This window comes from Zunongwangia profunda SM-A87 (genome assembly GCF_000023465.1).
GTDB lineage: Bacteria > Bacteroidota > Bacteroidia > Flavobacteriales > Flavobacteriaceae > Zunongwangia > Zunongwangia profunda.
On sequence record NC_014041.1, the window covers coordinates 3897501 to 3918388 of the forward strand.

Consider the following 20888-nt stretch of genomic DNA (forward strand, 5'->3'; position numbering starts at 1 on the left):
CTAATACGCGTTCGCTCGCCGCTACTAGCGTAATCACTTTTGTTTTCTCTTCCTCCGGGTACTTAGATGTTTCAGTTCTCCGGGTTCGCCTCCTTTCGGATACTATATCTTCAATATAGTGGGTTGCCCCATTCGGATATCTGCGGATCAATTTGTATGTGCCAATCCCCGCAGCTTTTCGCAGCTTATCACGTCCTTCTTCGCCTCTGAGAGCCTAGGCATTCCCCATACGCCCTTAATAAGCTTGTATGCTTTTTACCTAATATGCTCGCACAACCACCTTAACGATGGTCGTTAACTTTTTTGTTTTGCTATTATTACAATAGAATTCTTACAAACCCTATCTCATAATAAGCGTTAGTTTCTCGTATTCTTTATTTCTCAATATGTCAATGAACGATCGCGAGTCGCGATAGACGTATAAACAATCTATGCTTCCCACTGCAAACTCTGAAGATTATCTTTCAAATCTCCAGGCATTGCCTGGTGGAGAATATCGGAGTCGAACCGATGACCTCCTGCGTGCAAGGCAGGCGCTCTAGCCAGCTGAGCTAATCCCCCATTTTCAGTGATCAGTTAACAGTTATCAGTTAACAGTACTTATAACGGCTACTCAACCTCTAAAATTTCCTTTTTGTTATTTCAAATGAACTTCCGTGTCTCAAGTTTAACTTTAAACTTTTAAACCTTCAACTTTAAACTCGCGCTTTGCGCGGTCGTAGTCTCAGGCAGACTCGAACTGCCGACCTCTACATTATCAGTGTAGCGCTCTAACCAGCTGAGCTATGAGACTGTCCATAACAGTTTTAAAGTTTACCAGTTAAAAGTCACAAAGCAATACTACTTTCTACTTTTCAACTTTTTACTTTAATACTGTAGTTTATCGAATTGACATTAAGAATCAAGACCTTAAAGGCTTGCTTTTGAACTTCCCTTTATTTAATTGCGATTCTCTTTTGAAAGAGAATGCTCTAGAAAGGAGGTGTTCCAGCCGCACCTTCCGGTACGGCTACCTTGTTACGACTTAGCCCCAGTTACCAGTTTTACCCTAGGCCGCTCCTTGCGGTAACGGACTTCAGGTACCCCCGGCTTCCATGGCTTGACGGGCGGTGTGTACAAGGCCCGGGAACGTATTCACCGCATCATGGCTGATATGCGATTACTAGCGATTCCAGCTTCACGTAGTCGAGTTGCAGACTACGATCCGAACTGTGATAGGGTTTATAGATTCGCTCCTTCTCGCGAAGTGGCTGCTCTCTGTCCCTACCATTGTAGCACGTGTGTGGCCCAGGACGTAAGGGCCGTGATGATTTGACGTCATCCCCACCTTCCTCACGGTTTGCACCGGCAGTCTGGCTAGAGTTCCCACCATTACGTGCTGGCAACTAACCACAGGGGTTGCGCTCGTTATAGGACTTAACCTGACACCTCACGGCACGAGCTGACGACAACCATGCAGCACCTTGCAATCTGTCCGAAGAAATATCTGTTTCCAAATACGTCAGACTGCATTTAAGCCCTGGTAAGGTTCCTCGCGTATCATCGAATTAAACCACATGCTCCACCGCTTGTGCGGGCCCCCGTCAATTCCTTTGAGTTTCATTCTTGCGAACGTACTCCCCAGGTGGGTTACTTATCACTTTCGCTTAACCACCCAGCCCTCAATTAGGCCGGACAGCTAGTAACCATCGTTTACGGCGTAGACTACCAGGGTATCTAATCCTGTTCGCTACCTACGCTTTCGTCCATCAGCGTCAATATAGTATTAGTGATCTGCCTTCGCAATCGGTATTCTGTGTAATATCTATGCATTTCACCGCTACACTACACATTCTAACCACTTCATACTAATTCAAGGTCTACAGTATCAATGGCAGTTCTACAGTTAAGCTGCAGACTTTCACCACTGACTTATAGACCCGCCTACGGACCCTTTAAACCCAATGATTCCGGATAACGCTTGGATCCTCCGTATTACCGCGGCTGCTGGCACGGAGTTAGCCGATCCTTATTCATAGAGTACCGTCAGCTCCTTACACGTAAGGAGGGTTCTTCCTCTGTAAAAGCAGTTTACAACCCATAGGGCCGTCTTCCTGCACGCGGCATGGCTGGATCAGGCTCTCGCCCATTGTCCAATATTCCTCACTGCTGCCTCCCGTAGGAGTCTGGTCCGTGTCTCAGTACCAGTGTGGGGGATCTCCCTCTCAGGACCCCTACCTATCGTAGCCATGGTAAGCCGTTACCTTACCATCTAGCTAATAGGACGCATGCTCATCTCTTACCGTAACCTTTAATCATAAACTGAGGCCAGTCTATAATACTATGAGGTATTAATCCACGTTTCCATGGGCTATCCCTCAGTAAGAGGTAGATTGCATACGCGTTACGCACCCGTGCGCCGGTCGTCAGCAGAGTGCAAGCACTCCCTGTTACCCCTCGACTTGCATGTGTTAGGCCTGCCGCTAGCGTTCATCCTGAGCCAGGATCAAACTCTTCATCGTTGTTTCATTAATATGTGACAACTAAATAAATGTTTTCCTTCTCAAGAAGTCTAAAGCTCAAAAGTTTGACTCTTTATAGTCTTAATTCTTAATCTTTACGCTATACCAATCTTAATAAATTAAGATTGATATCGTCTAGTCAATTCAATATGTCAATGAACTTATTCAAAGTCCGGGTTCCTAAAAACCCTTTCGGTAGAAATTAAGGAATCGAACCTTACCAACACCCCATCCGGTATCTCCTAGTCACTCAGTATATTAAGAGCATTTTTACTTGTTCTAAAAGCGGTTGCAAATGTACAACTAATTTTTAAACTCACAAGAAAAAATTAAAATTTATTTTTTCTTAATTTTAAACCCTCAACCCTTCCAAAGAACCTCGCCGTTAAAGCGGCTGCAAATATACAACTCTTTTTCTTTAACCACCAAAACTTTTTTTAAGTTTTTTTTCAGTCTAAAATATCACGCTATCCCAATGAACATCCGCCATAACACCCTATCTACTCCGGCGTTAAGCGGCTGCAAATATACAGCCTTTTATTTCTTTCCTGCAAAACTTTTTTAAGTTTTTTTTTAGAACCTTTTTTCACTATACCTCTCAATGAACATCCGCCTCCAAAATACCACCTCAGCGGCTAAGCGGATGCAAATATATATCCTAATTTCGATTCAGCAACATAAAAATCAACAAATTTTAAAATTAATTTAATACCTAATTATACTCTGTTAATTTTCAACTATTTAAAATGAAATAAAAATTGCGTTAGGGATAGCAACGGCATCCTTGGTGCAACTGTCCTCAAATATTAATAGATTTTGATATCCTACTTACACCTTATGTATAGTTGTGACCACCTATAATATAAAAGCACCAAGATATAGTGAATAGCCCGATCACTATATAATAGTGAAACGTCCATAAAATACTAAATACTTGTATTGCGCAAACAACTACAACCTCTTATCTTTGCCAACTATAATAACGACTATAATATATAGACATGATAAAGGTAACATTGCCGGATGGCAGTATTAAGGAACTTGAACAAGGCTCTACTCCTATGGATGTGGCACAAAGTATAAGTGCCGGGCTTGCGAGAAATGTGATTTCAGCAAAATATAATGACACCATTGTAGAAACCTCTACTCCTTTAACAACAGATGGTAATCTTACCCTATACACCTGGAACGATGATGAAGGGAAGAAGGCTTTTTGGCATTCTACCTCTCACGTTATGGCACAAGCTATTCAGGATTTATATCCTGGAGCTAAATTAACCATCGGACCAGCCATTGAAAATGGTTTTTACTATGATGTTGATTTTGGGGAACAAAAAATTTCTGAAAGCGATTTCTCTAAAATCGAAAATCGCATGTTAGAAATTGCTCGTGGCAAACATGATTTTAAAATGCGCGAGGTTACCAAAAAAGAAGCTTTGGATTATTATAAGAAAATTAATAATCCTTTTAAAGTGGAATTAATCGAAAATCTTGAGGACGGCACTATTACTTTTTGTGATCATGACACATTTACCGATTTATGTCGTGGAGGTCATATTCCAAACACCGGAATTATAAAAGCAGTAAAACTTATGAACGTTGCCGGGGCTTATTGGAGAGGTGACGAAAAAAATCCACAACTTACCCGTGTGTATGGTACAAGTTTTCCCAAGCAAAAGGAATTAAAAGAATATTTAGAACTTCTGGAAGAAGCTAAAAAAAGAGATCATAGAAAACTAGGCAAGGAATTAGAGTTATTTACTTTTTCCCAAAAGGTTGGACAGGGGTTACCTTTATGGTTACCTAAAGGAGCTGCTTTAAGAGAACGCCTGGAAAATTTCCTAAAAAAAGCCCAGAAAAAAGCTGGCTACGAAATGGTCGTTAGCCCACATATAGGTCATAAAGAGCTATATGTAACTTCTGGCCATTACGCTAAATATGGTGAAGACAGCTTCCAACCTATTAAAACACCCCATGAAGGTGAGGAATTTTTACTAAAACCGATGAATTGCCCTCACCATTGTGAAATGTATAATTCGCAATCATGGAGTTATCGCGATCTTCCTAAAAGATTTGCGGAGTTTGGCACCGTATATCGTTATGAGCAAAGTGGAGAGCTACATGGTTTAACCCGGGTACGTGGATTTACTCAGGATGATGCTCATATTTTTTGTACTCCAGAGCAATTGGATGAAGAGTTTAAAAAAGTTATTGATCTTACATTATATGTATTCGACAGTTTAGGTTTTGAAAACTTCACAGCCCAGGTTTCTCTACGTGACCCTGAAAACAAAGAAAAATATATTGGAAGTGATGATGTATGGGAAAAAGCGGAAAACGCAATTATCAATGCAGCTAAAGAGAAAGGTCTAAACTACGTTATCGAGACTGGTGAAGCTGCTTTTTACGGTCCCAAGTTAGACTTCATGGTAAAGGATGCTTTAGGCAGAAGCTGGCAACTTGGCACCATTCAGGTAGATTACAACTTACCAGAGCGTTTTGACCTGACATATAAAGGAAGTGACAATGAGTCTCATCGCCCGGTAATGATTCACCGAGCGCCATTTGGAAGTATGGAAAGATTTATCGCTATTCTTTTAGAGCACACCGCAGGGAACTTTCCGCTATGGTTAATGCCTGAGCAGGCTATCATTCTCTCACTCAGCGAGAAATACGAAAAATATAGCCAAAAAGTTTTAAGTTTATTAGAAAATCACGAAATTCGCGCCGTACTTGATAACCGAAACGAAACCATTGGTAAAAAAATAAGGGAAGCCGAAGTGCAAAAGTTCCCTTATATGCTTATTGTTGGAGAACAAGAAGCAAAAGATGGTACGGTTTCTGTACGAAAACACGGCGAGGGAGATATTGGTACAATGCCAGTTGAAGAATTCGCTCAAATAATTAAAAATGAAATCGAGAGGACGCTTAAAGCGTTTGAAGTTTAACTAAAATATTGAAGCCATAGCAATACGAAGAAAAAAATCGAGACAACAAAGAACAACTCGTAAAGAAGATCAACACAGAATTAACCAAAAAATTCGGGCTAAAGAAGTTCGTTTAGTAGGTGATAATGTTGAAATGGATGTATATCCTATCGAGAAGGCTTTAGCCATCGCTGAAGATCTTGGACTTGATTTAGTGGAAATTTCTCCAGATGCCAAACCACCAGTTGTAAAGGCAATGGACTATAAGAAGTTCCTTTACGAACAAAAGAAACGTGAAAAAGCCATGAAGGCTAAAGCTAGTAAAGTTGTCGTTAAGGAAATTCGTTTTGGCCCTAATACAGATGATCACGACTACGAATTTAAAAAAAGAAATGCTGAAAAGTTTCTTAAAGACGGGGCTAAATTAAAAGCATTTGTATTCTTTAAAGGTCGTTCTATTGTATTTAAGGATAAAGGAGAAATACTTTTACTACGTCTGGCCACAGATCTAGAAGAGTTTGGAAAGGTGGAACAGATGCCTAAACTTGAAGGTAAACGAATGACAATGTTCATGGCACCTACAACCAATAAAAAGAAATAATAAATTAAGAGAGTTTTAATTATAAAAAAAGGATAGCATGCCTAAAATGAAAACAAAATCCAGCGCTAAAAAGCGTTTTAAGCTTACAGGTACTGGAAAAATTAAAAGAAAGCACGCGTTTAAAAGTCACATCTTAACAAAGAAGTCTAAAAAACGTAAGCTTGCGTTGACGCACAGTACATTAGTATCTGATGCTGATACCAATAATGTTAAACTTCAATTACGTTTAAAGTAATCTGAAAGCTTAACGGTTTAAATCATTTATAAACCCTGGAGTTGGGCAAATTAGAGTTTATCCTCTAATTTAAAAGTATCGATTTAAGATCGCCTGCTACAAAATTTTAAAATTATGCCAAGATCAGTAAATTCTGTTGCAAAAAGAGCTAGAAGAAAAAAGGTTCTTAAGCAAGCAAAAGGCTACTTTGGAAGACGTAAAAACGTTTGGACAGTAGCAAAAAATGCAGTTGAAAAAGCTATGCTTTACTCTTATAGAGATCGCAAAGCTAAAAAACGTAATTTCCGTTCATTATGGATTATGCGTATTAATGCTGCTGCTCGTCAACAAGGAATGTCTTATTCGCAATTTATGGGTAAAGTAAAAGCTAATGAAATTGGATTAAACCGTAAGGTTTTAGCTGATTTAGCAATGAACCACCCAGAGGCGTTTAAAGCAATTGTTGATAAAGTAAAATAAATAAAAACAATTATTACTCTCTTATAAAAAAACCGGTTTCAAAAGAAGCCGGTTTTTTTATAAGAGAGTAATAATTAAAACTCCTAGTAATGTCCCGATAGTTAAATTGTGATCTCTTTTGTAAAAGAAACAAAGCATATGCACAAAATTGATCATTTGATTTTATCCAAGTTTACAGATGCTACATATACTTATAAAATAATCAAAAGAAACCTGGGAAACATAAAGGCCAACCACCTACGCACTAGAAAACCTGTCTACTGCTTTAAAAAATTCCCAAAATTATACCCGAAATACGATATCCTTTATCTTTACCCACTAACATGAAGCTCTAAAGTAAGCGAAAAGAATTTGCTGAAATATAGCATACGGTAATTGCAAGCAAGCATATCCTTTCCCTATCATTATTTCTAAAAATTGGTTACATTGACCATTGATCTTTACATTCATTCCTCTCAACTAAGCTAAAACGACACATCATCTAAAAAAAAATTAAAGCAGCTCAATGCTTATTATTTTTACCCTATACAAAAGATGAAAAATTAGTGGTTAGGTGATAAAAAGCAGTAGCGGAATTTGTTATAATTGGTGAATTATAAATGTTTTCATTATAATGCTACTGCTTTTTTTAGAATCTTACTTAAAAAATAAAAGCTCCCTTTAGGAGCTTCTTTTATAACGTCAAATATATTTAGCTAATTGCAGAAAGTCTTCAACCGGCAAACACTTCCAAACATAGCTAATTCTAATGATTACTACCTGGTTCAAAAAATTAAGACTCAATTATTCAGAAAGAAAAGTAGTGGTCGCGCTATCTAAAATAACAACCTCTTCTACTTCTTGATCGCTTTGGTCTATAATTGGAATCAAAAAGACCTACTGCAAGACTCACCATGAATTGATGAATCCTTCTGTTTTCAAAAGAGGCAAGATTAATTCTATAAGCACTCTCAATCATATCGATGGTATAAGGCTCATTAGAACTAAAGTTATACTCATAACGCGCATCCAGTTCAAACCGACCAAAATGTGCTTTTAAACCAATATTCGCTGATAGATAACTACTCGCAATATCTACCACACCTCCCTGAGTTTCCATACCTTCTAATGTAGCATCTCCAACCATACTATTATAAGCAGGCCCTATATAAGCATCGATAGGCCCCCAAACATGATATCCAAATAAAAGAGGAACATTAATTTTATTCATCTTATACTCTGCAGGCCTGGCATCAAAAGGAAATTCTGTCACTACTGTGTTATACAGACCCTCAAGTCTTAAGAAATATTTCCCCAAATTATACTGTCCAAAAATCCCGCCATGAAACCCTTCACTTGGATTCGAAAAATAAGTATCTCCCGTATAATTTGCTCCTGAAGTTAAGCCTTTAATTTCACCACCATGACCAATATTAACACCTCCTTTAAGGCCGATCCTAAAATCCTGTGAAAAAGCACTGTGACTAATAAATAAAATAAAAATAAAAAGAGTAATAATGTTTTTCATTAACTAATAAGTTTAGTGAAAAGTTAATGAGGTAAATATATTAATTCTGAAATAAACTCATTAATTTTTTTTAAAATTACCTAAAAAGAAACATCCAATACAATCTATTGATTATGAATATAATAAATAAAAATAACTCAATTAAATGCAAAAAACACATCAATAAATTAAAAATAAAAAATGGAGGTAAGCCAAAAAATAATTAGATCGCATTTATATCATTTTCCGCTATCCAAACAAAATACTAATTTCATATCGCCACCCACTTCAAATCATAAAAAAACCTCACAGCGGGTAACTGTGAGGTTCTTGTTTCAGTATAAAAGATCAATTAAATAATCTTATTTCTTTTTCTGTCGTTTTCTGTCAGATAAATCTTTCTTAGACGTAAGTGATTTGGAGTAACTTCTACATACTCATCTTTTTGAATATATTCTAAAGCTTCTTCCAAAGAGAACTTAATTGCAGGAACGATCTTCGCTTTTTCATCAGCTCCTGAGGAACGTACGTTAGAAAGCTTTTTGGTTTTGGTAATATTTACCACCATATCATCCTGGCGTGAATTTTCACCAATCACCTGACCTTCATAAATATCTTCTCCCGGATCCACAAAAAACTTCCCGCGGTCTTGAAGTTTATCAATAGAATAAGGAATTGCAGTACCTTTTTCCATAGAAACTAAAGAACCATTTAAACGCTCTGGAATTCCACCTTTTAAGGGTTGGTATTCTTTAAAGCGGTGTGCCATAATCGCTTCTCCGGCAGTCGCAGTTAATAACTGGTTACGTAAACCTATAATTCCACGAGAAGGAATAATAAATTCACAAACCATACGCTCTCCTTTAGCCTCCATAGATAACATTTCTCCTTTACGAAGCGTTACCATTTCTACCGCTTTACCAGATACATTCTCTGGAAGGTCGATCGTTAGTTCTTCCACCGGCTCACATTTTACACCATCAATTTCCTTAATGATTACCTGTGGCTGTCCTATTTGTAGTTCGTAGCCTTCACGACGCATTGTCTCGATAAGTACCGATAAATGCAATACCCCACGACCATACACTAAGAATTTATCTGCACTATCTGTTTCATTAACCCGCAATGCAAGATTTTTCTCTAATTCTTTAGTTAGTCTTTCTTTAATATGTCTCGAGGTTACAAATTTACCATCTTTACCAAAGAAAGGAGAATCGTTAATAGTGAAAAGCATACTCATTGTAGGCTCATCGATAGCTATAGTTTTAAGACCTTCAGGATTTTCAAAATCAGCAATAGTATCCCCAATTTCAAAACCATCTAATCCAACTACCGCACAAATATCACCAGCTTCTACAGTCTCTATCTTACGCCTACCCAGGCCTTCAAAAGTATGAAGCTCTTTTATTTTTGTTTTCTTAATAGAGCCGTCTCTTTTAACCAAAGAAACATTCATCCCTTCTTTTAAAATACCTCGTTGTAAACGACCAATTGCAATTCTTCCTGTAAATGAAGAAAAATCTAAAGAAGTAATAAGCATTTGTGGTGTTCCTTCTTTATCTACTTTTGGAGAAGGAATATGCTCGATCACCATATCCAGTAATGGCTCGATATTTTCAGTTTGGTTTTTCCAATCTTCACTCATCCAGTTGTTCTTGGCAGAACCATACACCGTTGGAAAATCTAACTGCCATTCTTCAGCTCCAAGTTCAAACATTAAGTCAAAAACTTTTTCGTGTACCTCATCTGGCGTACAGTTTTCTTTATCGACTTTGTTTATAACAACACAAGGCTTAAGACCAAGATCAATTGCTTTTTGTAACACAAAGCGAGTTTGCGGCATAGGCCCCTCAAAAGCATCTACCAAAAGTAAAACACCATCTGCCATATTTAGCACACGCTCTACCTCTCCACCAAAATCGGCGTGACCAGGAGTATCGATAATGTTAATCTTTGTATCTTTATAAACTACAGATACATTCTTAGAAGTGATGGTAATACCACGCTCTCTTTCAAGATCGTTATTATCCAAAATAAGATCACCTGTATTCTCGTTTTCTCGAAATAAACGACAATGGTACATGATCTTATCAACCAGGGTAGTTTTACCGTGGTCTACGTGCGCAATAATTGCAATATTTTTAATAGCTGCCATAAAAGCCTGTTTTTAAAGGGCGCAAATATACAGCTATTTTTCGCCAAATAAATATTATTTAAAAAAATAATTTAAAAGTAACATTTTGTTTCACAAACACTTACACACCAGATAAGCTTTTAAATTTCAATTAGCTATAAATCCGGGCTATTTACCTCTTAACAACAGAAGTAAATAAGTAGTCTAACATTTTCCCTTTCTTTAACGAAAATCACACGGTGAGCATTAGAATAGAATTTAAATTACTAGAAATCAAACCTTCTATATCTCATAATCATTTGCCGTTATCTTAGTCCAGTATTTGCGGGAGAAGGATGATAGGAAAAATAGCCATGGAATAAAGTTAGAAACTAAGTTTTCAATATGAAATAAATAATACCCCAAAGTACTTTTTAGTGCGCTAATTTTATGCTTACTTTTGACCTAAAGCTCCTGCTATGTCCATTTCAGTAGAAAACATATCAAAATTTTATGGGGATCAAAAAGCCCTAAATCAGGTTTCATTTTCTGTTAATAAAGGAGAAATCGTGGGTTTTCTTGGCCCCAATGGCGCCGGAAAATCGACACTTATGAAAATCCTAACCGGTTATTTAAAACCTTCTAAAGGTACGGCCAGCGTAAATGGATATGACATCGAAACCCAATTAAACGATTTACAAAAAAGTATTGGCTACCTGCCGGAACACAATCCTTTATATGCTGAAATGTATGTACGCGAATATTTAGCTTTTAATGCTAAAATCTACGGTACCGAAAAAGAGCGTATAGAAGAGGTGATTAAATTAACCAATCTCACTCCCGAAGCCAATAAAAAAATTGATCAGCTTTCTAAAGGATATCGCCAGCGTGTGGGTCTGGCGGCCGCATTATTGCACAACCCTCAGGTGCTTATTTTAGATGAACCTACCACTGGTCTTGATCCCAACCAACTTGTCGAAATTCGTAGCCTGATCAAAAATATTGCTAAAGACAAAACCATTTTTCTATCTACCCACATTATGCAGGAAGTTGAAGCCATCTGTGATCGAGTAATTATCATTAATCATGGTGAAATTATCACCAACCAGAAATTAGTCGATCTTAGAAAAGGCCAGGAGCAAATAATCGAAGTAGAATTTGATTATCGTATTGAAATGATCGCCCTACAACAGCTTCCGCACTTAAAAGATGTAAAAAATCCCGCTGGTTTTGTGTATGAACTCACATTTGAAACCGCTGAAGATATGCGTTCAACAGTTTTTGATTTTGCACATGATAACGGACTAAAAACACTTCAACTGAATCAAAAAACCAAAAATCTGGAGAGTTTGTTTACTGAACTTACTCAAAAAAGACATTAATATTTTACTGATGACAAAACACTTTTTCTACTTGATTTCCCTTTTGATGATATCGGTTAGCTGCAATAACCAGAATCAGCAAAACGCTTCAAAAAAATCAGAAACTACAGTAGATAATGTTTCTACACCTATTCAAAAAGTTAAGAGAGACACTTTAAAATCTACTTTACCGTCACAACATTCTACAACCTATTATAGTAGTCAGGATTCTCTAGCTGGTATTGAAGTTAAAAAAGATTCGCTCATCATGTTTTATACAGGTAACACAACTAAAGCTTCAGATCATTATCAAATGAACTTTTCCGATACTTTATATAAAGACGGTACACTTCTAAAAAAAGGTCCATTTTTAACCTTAAAGAACGACTCCTCCGCCCTTCAATATATCGTTAATGAGTGGAACGATACTATTATTTCATTAATCTATTTAGAAAGGGGAAACACCTTAACCTATATTAAAAACTAAACTTAATTGACCAGTATACGTTTGGCTGGGATATCAAAAGTAATTATTTCACCAATCCAGTTAATTCCCATAATCCCTTCGTAGATTAGTCCGTCGATAAATGTTGCTCGAAAACCAATCTGCTCAGCATTTACTTTTAAATCACTAAGCCTGGATACTTCCGCAAAATAATACTGATTTCCTTGTTCGGGCTTAAAAGAACTCGGGATATATTTAGATTCTACCTGTGTAGAATCAATCCCAAGGGCTTCCATATATCTGGAATTAAAACGATAAACATCAAAACCGGCACCGCTATCTAAACCAACGTGTAATTCTAAAGAATCCAGTTGTACAATTGTTCCAACACTCACTTTTACATTTCTGTCATTATTAATTTCCAATGGCATTTCGAACTTTATATTCTCTTTCCTTCGCCGAAGTGATTCTTCAGATTCAATAACCAGTTTATTTTCTTCAAAATTGACCGTAAAAGCTTTGTGCTGAAGTGGGGTTAAAGAAATTAATCCATCTAACGGAAAATCGATATCATACACTGCAAATTGCTCATCTTCTATGCTGAAGTTTGCTATTTTTAGTACCTCAGATTGATATAAATCTGAAGTTATCGCTTCACCGGTGGCGCGATGACCGGTATAAAAATGAGTTGTTTTTTCAAGACTATCGATTTTATCGGCAAAATCTTTGGTGAGCAAATTCATACCCGCCCCAGTATCGAAAACAAAATTACCGGGAACGCCATTTACACTTGCCTTGATCATAATATGCCCATTAGGACTCAGTTTAAACGGAATTTCAATCTTTTCTTTGGTATAATGCTGTGCGTAAAAAACAGTTGAAAACAATAAAAATGTAACTAGTAAAAATCCTTTCTTCATAACTTCCTCTTTATTATTCCACGAATTAAAAGAAGATTTGTTACAAAAAAAGCCTCATATTTTATGGAATATGAGGCTTTTGGCATTTCAATTTTCAGCAATTAAAGCCTACTATTTCTTTTCTGAAAGTTTTAAAATATCACCAAATACACCACGAGCAGTTACGGCAGCACCCGCGCCAGCTCCCTGAATCACGATTGGGCGATCGCCATAGGATTCGGTATAAATTTCAAAAATAGAATCGGCTCCTTTTACCTGCCCTAAACTACTTTCATCAGGCACAGAAACCAGTTTTACTTCTAACTCTCCTTTATCCTGCTGCAAATCTCCCGACAAATCACCTATATATCGTAAAACATGATTAGGTTTTTGCTCTTCTTTTATTTTCTGATAAGTCTCATCTAATTCTTCCAATTTCGCTACAAATGTTTTTGCATCACCACCACGTAAATCTTCCGGCACCAGATTATTTATTTTCACATCAGTAAACTCATTATGAAGGTCAAGTTCCCTGGCCAAAATCAATAATTTTCGACCAACATCATTTCCGTTTAAATCTTCCCGAGGATCCGGCTCAGTAAATCCTTTGTCGATGGCTTCTTTCAACACACTACTAAAGGATCGATCTTCCGCAGAAAAAGTATTGAATAAATAACTTAGAGTTCCTGAAAAAACACCACGAATCCTGGTAATATTCTCTCCGGAAAGATGTAAAATTCTTATGGTATCAATTAAAGGTAAACCTGCACCAACATTGGTTTCATATAGATATTGTTTCTGATTTTTCTCTAAGTTTTCGCGCAGTGCTGCATAAAAATCAAAATCTAAAGTATTTGCAATCTTATTGGAAGAGACCAAATCAAAACCATGATCTACCAGTTTATTATAATGCTGAACAAACTCCTTACTGGCCGTATTATCTACCGCAATCAGGTTTTCCAGGTGGAATAATTTCGCGTATTTAATTACTTCATCAATTGAAGCTTCTTGCTGCGCCTCTTCCAGTTGCGTTTTCCATTCTGAACCAATTCCGGTAGCATGAAGCAATAATTTTCTGGAATTCGAAACAGCAAAAATATTCAGTTTTACCTTTTTACGCTCCTCGATTGAAGCAGCCGAATCTAAAATCTGACTTATTAGAGTGCCCCCAACCGTTCCGTGACCAAAAATCGCGATATTAATCTTTTTACAAATCTCAAAGATCTCTCCGTGAATTACGTTTAAGGCTTTGTTAAGCTGAGATTTTTTCACCACCAAACTCACGTTTTTCCCCGTTACCGTATTATTGAAAAGCAACGGCACGATCTGGTTCCTGATTAAGGCATCGTATGGTTTATGGAAAGTACTTAGATCCTGACCAACGATTGAGATCACCGAAACATCATCGACTACTGAAATTTTGTTGACGTCTTTAGAATAAAAATCACTTTCAAATTCTCGTTCTAAAGCTTTTACGGCCCGTATGGCATTTTCAGCATCAACCACCAAACCAATCCCTCTTTCCGAAGAACCCTGGGAAATAATACTTACACTTATTTGTGCATCCCCAAGCGCTCGGAAAATCCTTGCATCCACACCAGATTTCCCGAGTAGACCACGACCTTCTAGATTTAGCAAGGCTGTATGCTCCAAAACCGAAAGGGATTTCATTCCTTCTTTATTTGGTTTTGCCGTGATCAAAGTGCCCTGATTATCATTATTAAAGGTATTCAGGATACGAAGCGGAATATTCTTTTCGATTAACGGAATTATTGTTTTTGCATGTAAAATCGTCGCTCCAAAATTCGCAAGCTCATTCGCTTCGTTATAAGACAGCTGTTCGATGCGTTGTGCACTTGGCACTAAATCTGGATTTGCTGTATAAATTCCATCTACATGCGTATAATTTTGTAACTCTTCGGCATCCAGGTAATTCGCGATTAAAGAAGCCGTATAATTACTACCATTCCTCCCCAAAGTGGTGGTTTCATTTTTAGCATTCGACCCAATAAAACCAGTCACGATATTCACCGTTTTACCATTGAATTCTTCAAAATGCTTTACGACATTTTCTTTAGAAAGCACCTCTAAAGGCTGAGCATTTCCAAAAATATCATCGGTTTTTATCAACTGGCGGCTATCGGTAAAATTGGCTTTATAACCACGTTTTTTTAAAATTTCAGTAATCAATTTAGCCGACATTAGTTCTCCCTGAGAAAGTAACTGATCCTTAATTTTAGGGCTATAATCACCAAGCAAACAAACACCTTCAAGTAGCTTCTCGATACTTTTAAATTCTTCGGAAAAATCTACAAAATCATATTCGGAAATCTGATAGGCTTTAAACTTCTCGAAAGCTGAAGCAAAATCTTCGTTCTCTGATGCTTTCTCCAGTAAATTTTCAAGCTGATCTGTGGTTTTTCCTCGTGCTGAAACCACCACTGCAATACGCTCTTCATTTTGAATCTTTTCTTCTATAATTTCTAAAACCCTATTGATACCTTCTCCGTTGGCTAGAGATTTTCCGCCAAACTTTACTACTTTCATTTTATTTGCTTTTTGAAAAATGCCTGCAATTATATTCTCCAGTTGTTTAAATTCGATTAAAAATGCATCATGACCGTGTAATGAATGAATTTCGCCATACGTCACTTTATTGCTGCTTTGCGCTAGCTGCTTATAAGTTTCCCTGTTTTCTTCTGCTGTAAAAAAGAGATCTGAATCGACCCCAATAATGCAAATATTGGCTTTAATACTCTCCAATACTTTGTCCAATTCTGGACGGCCACGGGAAACATCGATAGTTTTTAAAAGTTGATTCATTAATTTGTAAGCTCCCACCTGAAAACGTTCCTGAAGTTTCGCGCCGTGATGTAGCAACCAGCTTTCTACATTAAAAACCTGAAGTTCCTCATTTGTGGTTCTTTTAAAACGGGATTTAAACGACTCCGGGGTTCGGTAACACAGCATCGCATGCATGCGCGCATCATGCACCGGATTTTTAGAATTATTTAAAAACAATTCCTGAATCTGGCAATTGGCGATAAGCCAGTCAGTCGATTTCCAATCTGTGGCCACCGTGATTAAATTATCGGTAATTTCTGGACTAAGCGCCGCCATTTCCCAGGCAATTCCGCCACCCAAAGAACCACCAACTAAGGCAAAAAGATGATCGATTTTTAATGAATCTAAACCTAAAAGAAATATTCTGGCAATATCTCTTGCGACAAAGTCTTTATAGTTCTCGATTAAAATACCGTCATAACCATTTCCTGGAACATTAAATGCCAGGATGGTATATTTATCGGTATCTATACATTTTTCTTTACCAACCACATCTTTCCACCAACCGGTTTCACCGGCAACTTCAGAATTCCCTGTAAGCGCATGATTAATCATCACAATAGGTGCCGAATGTAACGGCTGACCGAATATATGATACGACAGGGTAATATCTTGTGTACTGCCACTTAATGTGGTAAAATCTTTAAGCTGTAATTGTAATAGATCTTGTTTCAACTTTTCTATTTTTTAAACTTTTAAAGCTTAAAACAGACTGACATCAGCATACATCCTTGTGATAGGAGTGCGCTTTGTTACGATCAAGAAAAGTTTTTGCGATTAATTCGGTGAAGAATCATTCTGTTATCTATCCGAAAATCGGTAGAACGTAGCACCTTCTTTGTTTGCAAAGGGTTGCTAAGGCTTCTGCGGGTCTATTCCCTCAGCCTTTCTTGATAACAATCAGTAAGTTTCTGAACTTTGTAACCACAAATTACGGTAATAATTTACGATCAACCAACATTTTTTTGGGTTTAGTTTAGTAGGTATTATAGAGAATTGAGTAGTGATACTTTTTTGGGTTCTGCCTTGAGCTATCAGCGGAAAGATTTCGCCGTTCGGCTATGCTTCACTTGCCTGTTAGCAAAATTCAAGACTAATAAGAATTCAATATACTTTCTTTCTTTTTGATTGCTTTGAAAAAGCTATTTTTCAATTCTTTCTATTCTTTTTTTTATCCACTTTTCAATTCAACCTTCAGCATTCAAAATAATTAAGTCCTGACTCTTGATTCTCCAAATCTAAAAGCGCAGCGATCTAAATTCTAACTACTAACAGCTTTAGCGGTCTAACTACTAAAATACCGCTTCAGCAATCTTTTTAATATTCGAGCTTTTTCCCATCGAATAGAAATGTAGTACCGGTACTCCCGCTTCTTTCAATTCTTTTGTTTGTTGAATCGCCCATTCGATTCCCACTTCTCTGACTTCTTTATTATTCTTACAAGCCTCTACATTATCAATTAGGTCTTGTGGCAGATCAATGCTAAATACATGCGGTAGCAATTGTAAATGCTTCTTTACAGCAATAGGTTTAATGCCAGGGATTATAGGTACATTTATGCCCATTTGCTTTGCTTTCTCTACAAACTCAAAATACGCCTGATTATTAAAAAACATTTGAGTCACCACATAATCGGCGCCGGCATCTACCTTTGCTTTTAATTTTTTAAGATCGGTTTCTAAAGAAGGTGATTCTAAATGCTTCTCAGGATAACCGGCCACCCCAACACAAAAATCGGCATGATTATCAGAATCAATAACTTCATTTAAATATTTTCCTTTGGATAGGTCTTTAATTTGACCTACAAGCTCATTGGCATAACAATGTCCACCAGTTGTAGGTTCAAAATAACGCTGATGTTTCATCGCATCACCTCGTAATGCCATCACATTTTCGATTCCTAAATAATGACAATCTACTAACACATATTCGGTTTCTTCTTTTGTAAACCCACCGCAAAGCACATGCGGAATAGTATCTACATCGTACTTTTGCTTTATTGCCGCACAAATACCAACTGTACCGGGACGCATTCTGGTAATTTTACGTTCTAGCAATCCATCTTCCCGCTTAATGTAGATATGCTCTTCTCTAGAAGTCGTTACATCTATAAATGGCGGATTAAATTCCATTAAAGGATCGATATTATCGTATAATTCCTGAATATTTTTTCCCTTTTGTGGAGGAACAATTTCAAATGAAAAAAGAGTTTTTCCTTTTGCGTTTTCTATATGCTCGGTTACTTTCATTGTCTTAAGCTGCTAATCGCTGATAGCTGTTAGCCGTCAGCTCATTTTTAATCTGCAATATTTGGGTTAAGCCATTTTTCGGCCTTTTTATAATCAATGCCTTTACGTTCGGCAAAATCTTTAACCTGATCTTCTTTTATCTTTCCTAGTCCGAAATACCTCGCTTCAGGATTTGCAAAATAATAACCACTTACGCTAGCTGCGGGCCACATGGCTAAACTTTCAGTAAGTTTTACGCCAATGCGCTCTTCAACCTTTAAAATATCCCAAATGGTTAATTTCTCTAAATGATCTGGACAGGCCGGATATCCAGGTGCCGGACGAATACCTTTATAATTTTCTTTAATAAGTTCTTCGTTAGTTAGATTTTCTTCGGAAGCATATCCCCAATCTTCTTTTCTGATTTTTTTGTGCAAATACTCAGCAAAGGCTTCGGCAAAACGATCGGCTAGCGCTTTGATCATAATCGAATTATAATCGTCATGATTTTTCTCAAATTCGGCTGCTAATTCCTGCGTTCCGAATCCCGTAGAAACACAAAAACAACCCATATAATCTTTAATACCGCTTTCTTTTGGCGCGATATAATCTGAAAGCGCGAAATTAGGTTTTCCGGCATGCTTTTTTAATTGTTGTCGTAGCGTTCTAAAAATGGCTGTTTTTTCTTCAGAATCTTGATGATAATACACCTCTATATCATCATGATTTACGGTATTCGCTTCAAATAAACCGTAAATTGCTTTCGCTTTTAGCAGTTTTTCATCTAAAATACGCTTCAACAAAACTTTAGCATCTTCAAAAAGCGATGTTGCCTGCTCTCCTACTACTTTATCTTCTAAAATATTAGGATAACGACCATGTAGATCCCAACTTCTAAAAAACGGACTCCAATCGATATAAGGTACTAATTCATTTAAATCGAAATCTTCAAGAATCTGAATTCCTAAACGATTTGGTTTCGTGATATTGGTTGTTTTCCAATCTATTTTATAATTGTTTTCTCGAGCTTCTTCAATAGACAGAAAACTTTTTACTTTACTACGTTTTCCAAAATTGTTTCGGAAAACCTCGTATTCTGCCTTAAGGTTTTCTTTATAGGTTTCCCTTGTCTTTTTATTCAACAAATCACCAACAACCGTAACTGCTCGTGAAGCATCGTTAACATGTGCCACAGCGTGCATATATTGCGGATCGATTTTTACCGCCGTATGTGCTTTAGACGTTGTAGCCCCACCAATAAGTAAAGGCACATTAAAGTTTTGTCGTTGCATTTCTTTAGCCAAAAAAACCATCTCATCTAAAGAAGGCGTTATTAGTCCGCTTAAACCTATAGCATCAACATTATTCGCTTTTGCTGCATCAATAATTTTCTCTGGCGGTACCATTACGCCAAGATCAATAATTTCGTAATTATTACATCCTAAAACTACGCTTACAATATTTTTACCAATATCGTGAACATCTCCTTTTACGGTGGCCATCAACACTTTTCCGGCAGGTTCTCGTTTACTAGTTTTATCATTTTCAATAAAAGGTAATAAATAAGCTACGGCTTTTTTCATTACCCGTGCCGATTTTACTACCTGTGGGAGAAACATTTTCCCACTTCCAAAGAGATCTCCAACCACATTCATCCCTATCATCAACGAGCCTTCAATTACATCGATAGGCCGCTCTGCTTCCAGTCTGGCTGCTTCTACATCTTCAACAATATAAGCATCTACTCCTTTAACAAGCGCATGGGTTATCCGGTCTTGAATACTACCCTCTCGCCAACTTAAATCGACTTTACTGGTTTTTGCGGTTCCTTTTACTGTTTCAGCAAAATCCAACAAACGCTCGGTAGCATCGTCTCTACGATCTAAAATTACATCTTCTACATGCTCTAGTAAATCTTTTGGAATTTGATCGTAAACCTCCAATAATGCGGGGTTTACAATTCCCATATTCATTCCGGCCTTTATGGCATAATAAAGAAACACAGAGTGCATAGCTTCCCGTACAGGATTATTTCCACGGAAAGAAAAAGATACATTACTTACCCCACCGCTTACGCTACAATACGGTAAGTTTTCTTTTACCCATGCCGTTGCCTCAATAAAATCTATAGCATTTCTACGATGCTCATCCATACCTGTTCCTACAGGAAAGATATTTAAGTCGAAAATAATATCCTCTGGTGGAAAATTTACTTTATCTACAAGGACGTCGTAGGAACGTTTTGAAATTTCAATTCTGCGATCGTAATTATCGGCTTGCCCAACCTCATCAAAAGCCATAACGATAACAGCAGCACCATAACGCTTTATTTTCCTTGCATGTTCTATGAATTGCGCTTCACCTTCTTTTAATGAAATAGAATTCACTACGCATTTCCCTTGTACCACTTGCAAACCAGCCTCGATAATTTCCCATTTAGAACTATCTATCATTATCGGAACACGAGCAATATCAGGCTCGGCTACAATCAAATTTAGGAACTTTACCATGGCTTCTTTACCATCGATAAGTCCGTCGTCCATATTAATATCGATAATCTGTGCACCACCATCTACCTGATCTCTGGCCACATCTAAAGCTTCATCAAATTTTTCTTCCTTGATTAACCTTAAAAATCGTTTAGAACCGGCTACATTAGTACGTTCTCCTACGTTTACAAAATTGCTATCTGGAGTAATAATTAAAGGTTCCAGACCCGACAATTGTAATGGTCGATAATCGGTTTTTCCTGAAGTATTATTGGCTAAATTATGATCTAATCCTTCCAT

General features: G+C 37.2%; 12 protein-coding genes, 2 tRNA genes, 2 rRNA genes and 1 riboswitch (1 of these 17 only partly in view). Of the genes, 6 read left to right on the forward strand and 10 right to left on the reverse strand.

The window, feature by feature from the left end:
• The 4 genes from ZPR_RS17080 to ZPR_RS17095 form a co-directional block, all read right to left on the reverse strand.
• A 23S ribosomal RNA gene (locus tag ZPR_RS17080) occupies positions 1–251 on the reverse strand; it reaches 2583 nt to the left of the window's first position.
• Positions 252–484: 233 nt separating this feature from the next.
• Positions 485–561, reverse strand: a tRNA-Ala gene (locus ZPR_RS17085).
• A gap of 158 nt (positions 562–719) precedes the next feature.
• Positions 720–793, reverse strand: a tRNA-Ile gene (locus ZPR_RS17090).
• A gap of 182 nt (positions 794–975) precedes the next feature.
• Positions 976–2501: ribosomal RNA gene (locus ZPR_RS17095) — 16S ribosomal RNA — on the reverse strand.
• Together the 16S and 23S rRNA genes with 2 tRNA genes alongside form the textbook arrangement of a ribosomal RNA operon.
• Before the next feature lie 1001 nt (positions 2502–3502).
• Between ZPR_RS17095 and thrS the strand changes: the two genes are divergently transcribed.
• The 4 genes from thrS (at position 3503) to rplT (ending at position 6723) form a co-directional block, all read left to right on the forward strand.
• Positions 3503–5449: a threonine--tRNA ligase gene (thrS, locus tag ZPR_RS17100; RefSeq protein WP_013073008.1), complete on the forward strand. Its 1947-nt coding sequence runs from the start codon at positions 3503–3505 to the stop codon at positions 5447–5449.
• A 22-nt stretch (positions 5450–5471) separates the two neighbouring features.
• Positions 5472–6029, forward strand: coding sequence for a translation initiation factor IF-3 (gene infC, locus ZPR_RS17105; RefSeq protein ID WP_083759789.1), 558 nt, complete (start codon positions 5472–5474; stop codon positions 6027–6029).
• Between the two features lie 37 nt (positions 6030–6066).
• Positions 6067–6264, forward strand: coding sequence for a 50S ribosomal protein L35 (rpmI, locus tag ZPR_RS17110; protein WP_041579045.1), 198 nt, complete (start codon positions 6067–6069; stop codon positions 6262–6264).
• A gap of 114 nt (positions 6265–6378) precedes the next feature.
• Entirely contained in the window at positions 6379–6723 is a 345-nt protein-coding gene (gene rplT, locus ZPR_RS17115; RefSeq protein ID WP_013073011.1) for a 50S ribosomal protein L20, read from the forward strand.
• 811 nt (positions 6724–7534) lie between these two features.
• Here the strand turns inward: rplT and ZPR_RS17120 are convergent.
• Together ZPR_RS17120 and typA are read right to left on the reverse strand one after the other, a co-directional pair.
• On the reverse strand, positions 7535–8230 hold the full coding sequence (locus ZPR_RS17120) for an outer membrane beta-barrel protein (protein ID WP_013073012.1): 696 nt from the start codon (positions 8228–8230) through the stop codon (positions 7535–7537).
• Between the two features lie 331 nt (positions 8231–8561).
• Positions 8562–10364, reverse strand: a complete 1803-nt coding sequence (typA, locus tag ZPR_RS17125; RefSeq protein ID WP_013073013.1) for a translational GTPase TypA — start codon at positions 10362–10364, stop codon at positions 8562–8564.
• A 437-nt stretch (positions 10365–10801) separates the two neighbouring features.
• Between typA and gldA the strand changes: the two genes are divergently transcribed.
• Both gldA and ZPR_RS17135 read left to right on the forward strand, forming a co-directional pair.
• Positions 10802–11704: a gliding motility-associated ABC transporter ATP-binding subunit GldA gene (gene gldA, locus ZPR_RS17130; protein WP_013073014.1), complete on the forward strand. Its 903-nt coding sequence runs from the start codon at positions 10802–10804 to the stop codon at positions 11702–11704.
• A gap of 10 nt (positions 11705–11714) precedes the next feature.
• Positions 11715–12170, forward strand: a complete 456-nt coding sequence (locus ZPR_RS17135) for a hypothetical protein (RefSeq protein WP_148211763.1) — start codon at positions 11715–11717, stop codon at positions 12168–12170.
• 2 nt (positions 12171–12172) lie between these two features.
• On the opposite strand, the gene ZPR_RS17140 is transcribed toward ZPR_RS17135, so the two are convergent.
• The 4 genes from ZPR_RS17140 to metH form a co-directional block, all read right to left on the reverse strand.
• Positions 12173–13048, reverse strand: coding sequence for a retropepsin-like aspartic protease (locus tag ZPR_RS17140; protein WP_013073016.1), 876 nt, complete (start codon positions 13046–13048; stop codon positions 12173–12175).
• A gap of 111 nt (positions 13049–13159) precedes the next feature.
• A complete protein-coding gene (thrA, locus tag ZPR_RS17145; protein WP_041579046.1) occupies positions 13160–16546 on the reverse strand; it encodes a bifunctional aspartate kinase/homoserine dehydrogenase I in 3387 nt (1128 codons plus the stop codon).
• Positions 16547–16669: 123 nt separating this feature from the next.
• Positions 16670–16771, reverse strand: a riboswitch (SAM riboswitch).
• Positions 16772–17163: 392 nt separating this feature from the next.
• Positions 17164–18120, reverse strand: a complete 957-nt coding sequence (metF, locus tag ZPR_RS17150) for a methylenetetrahydrofolate reductase [NAD(P)H] (RefSeq protein WP_013073018.1) — start codon at positions 18118–18120, stop codon at positions 17164–17166.
• A 47-nt stretch (positions 18121–18167) separates the two neighbouring features.
• Entirely contained in the window at positions 18168–20888 is a 2721-nt protein-coding gene (gene metH / locus ZPR_RS17155) for a methionine synthase (RefSeq protein ID WP_013073019.1), read from the reverse strand.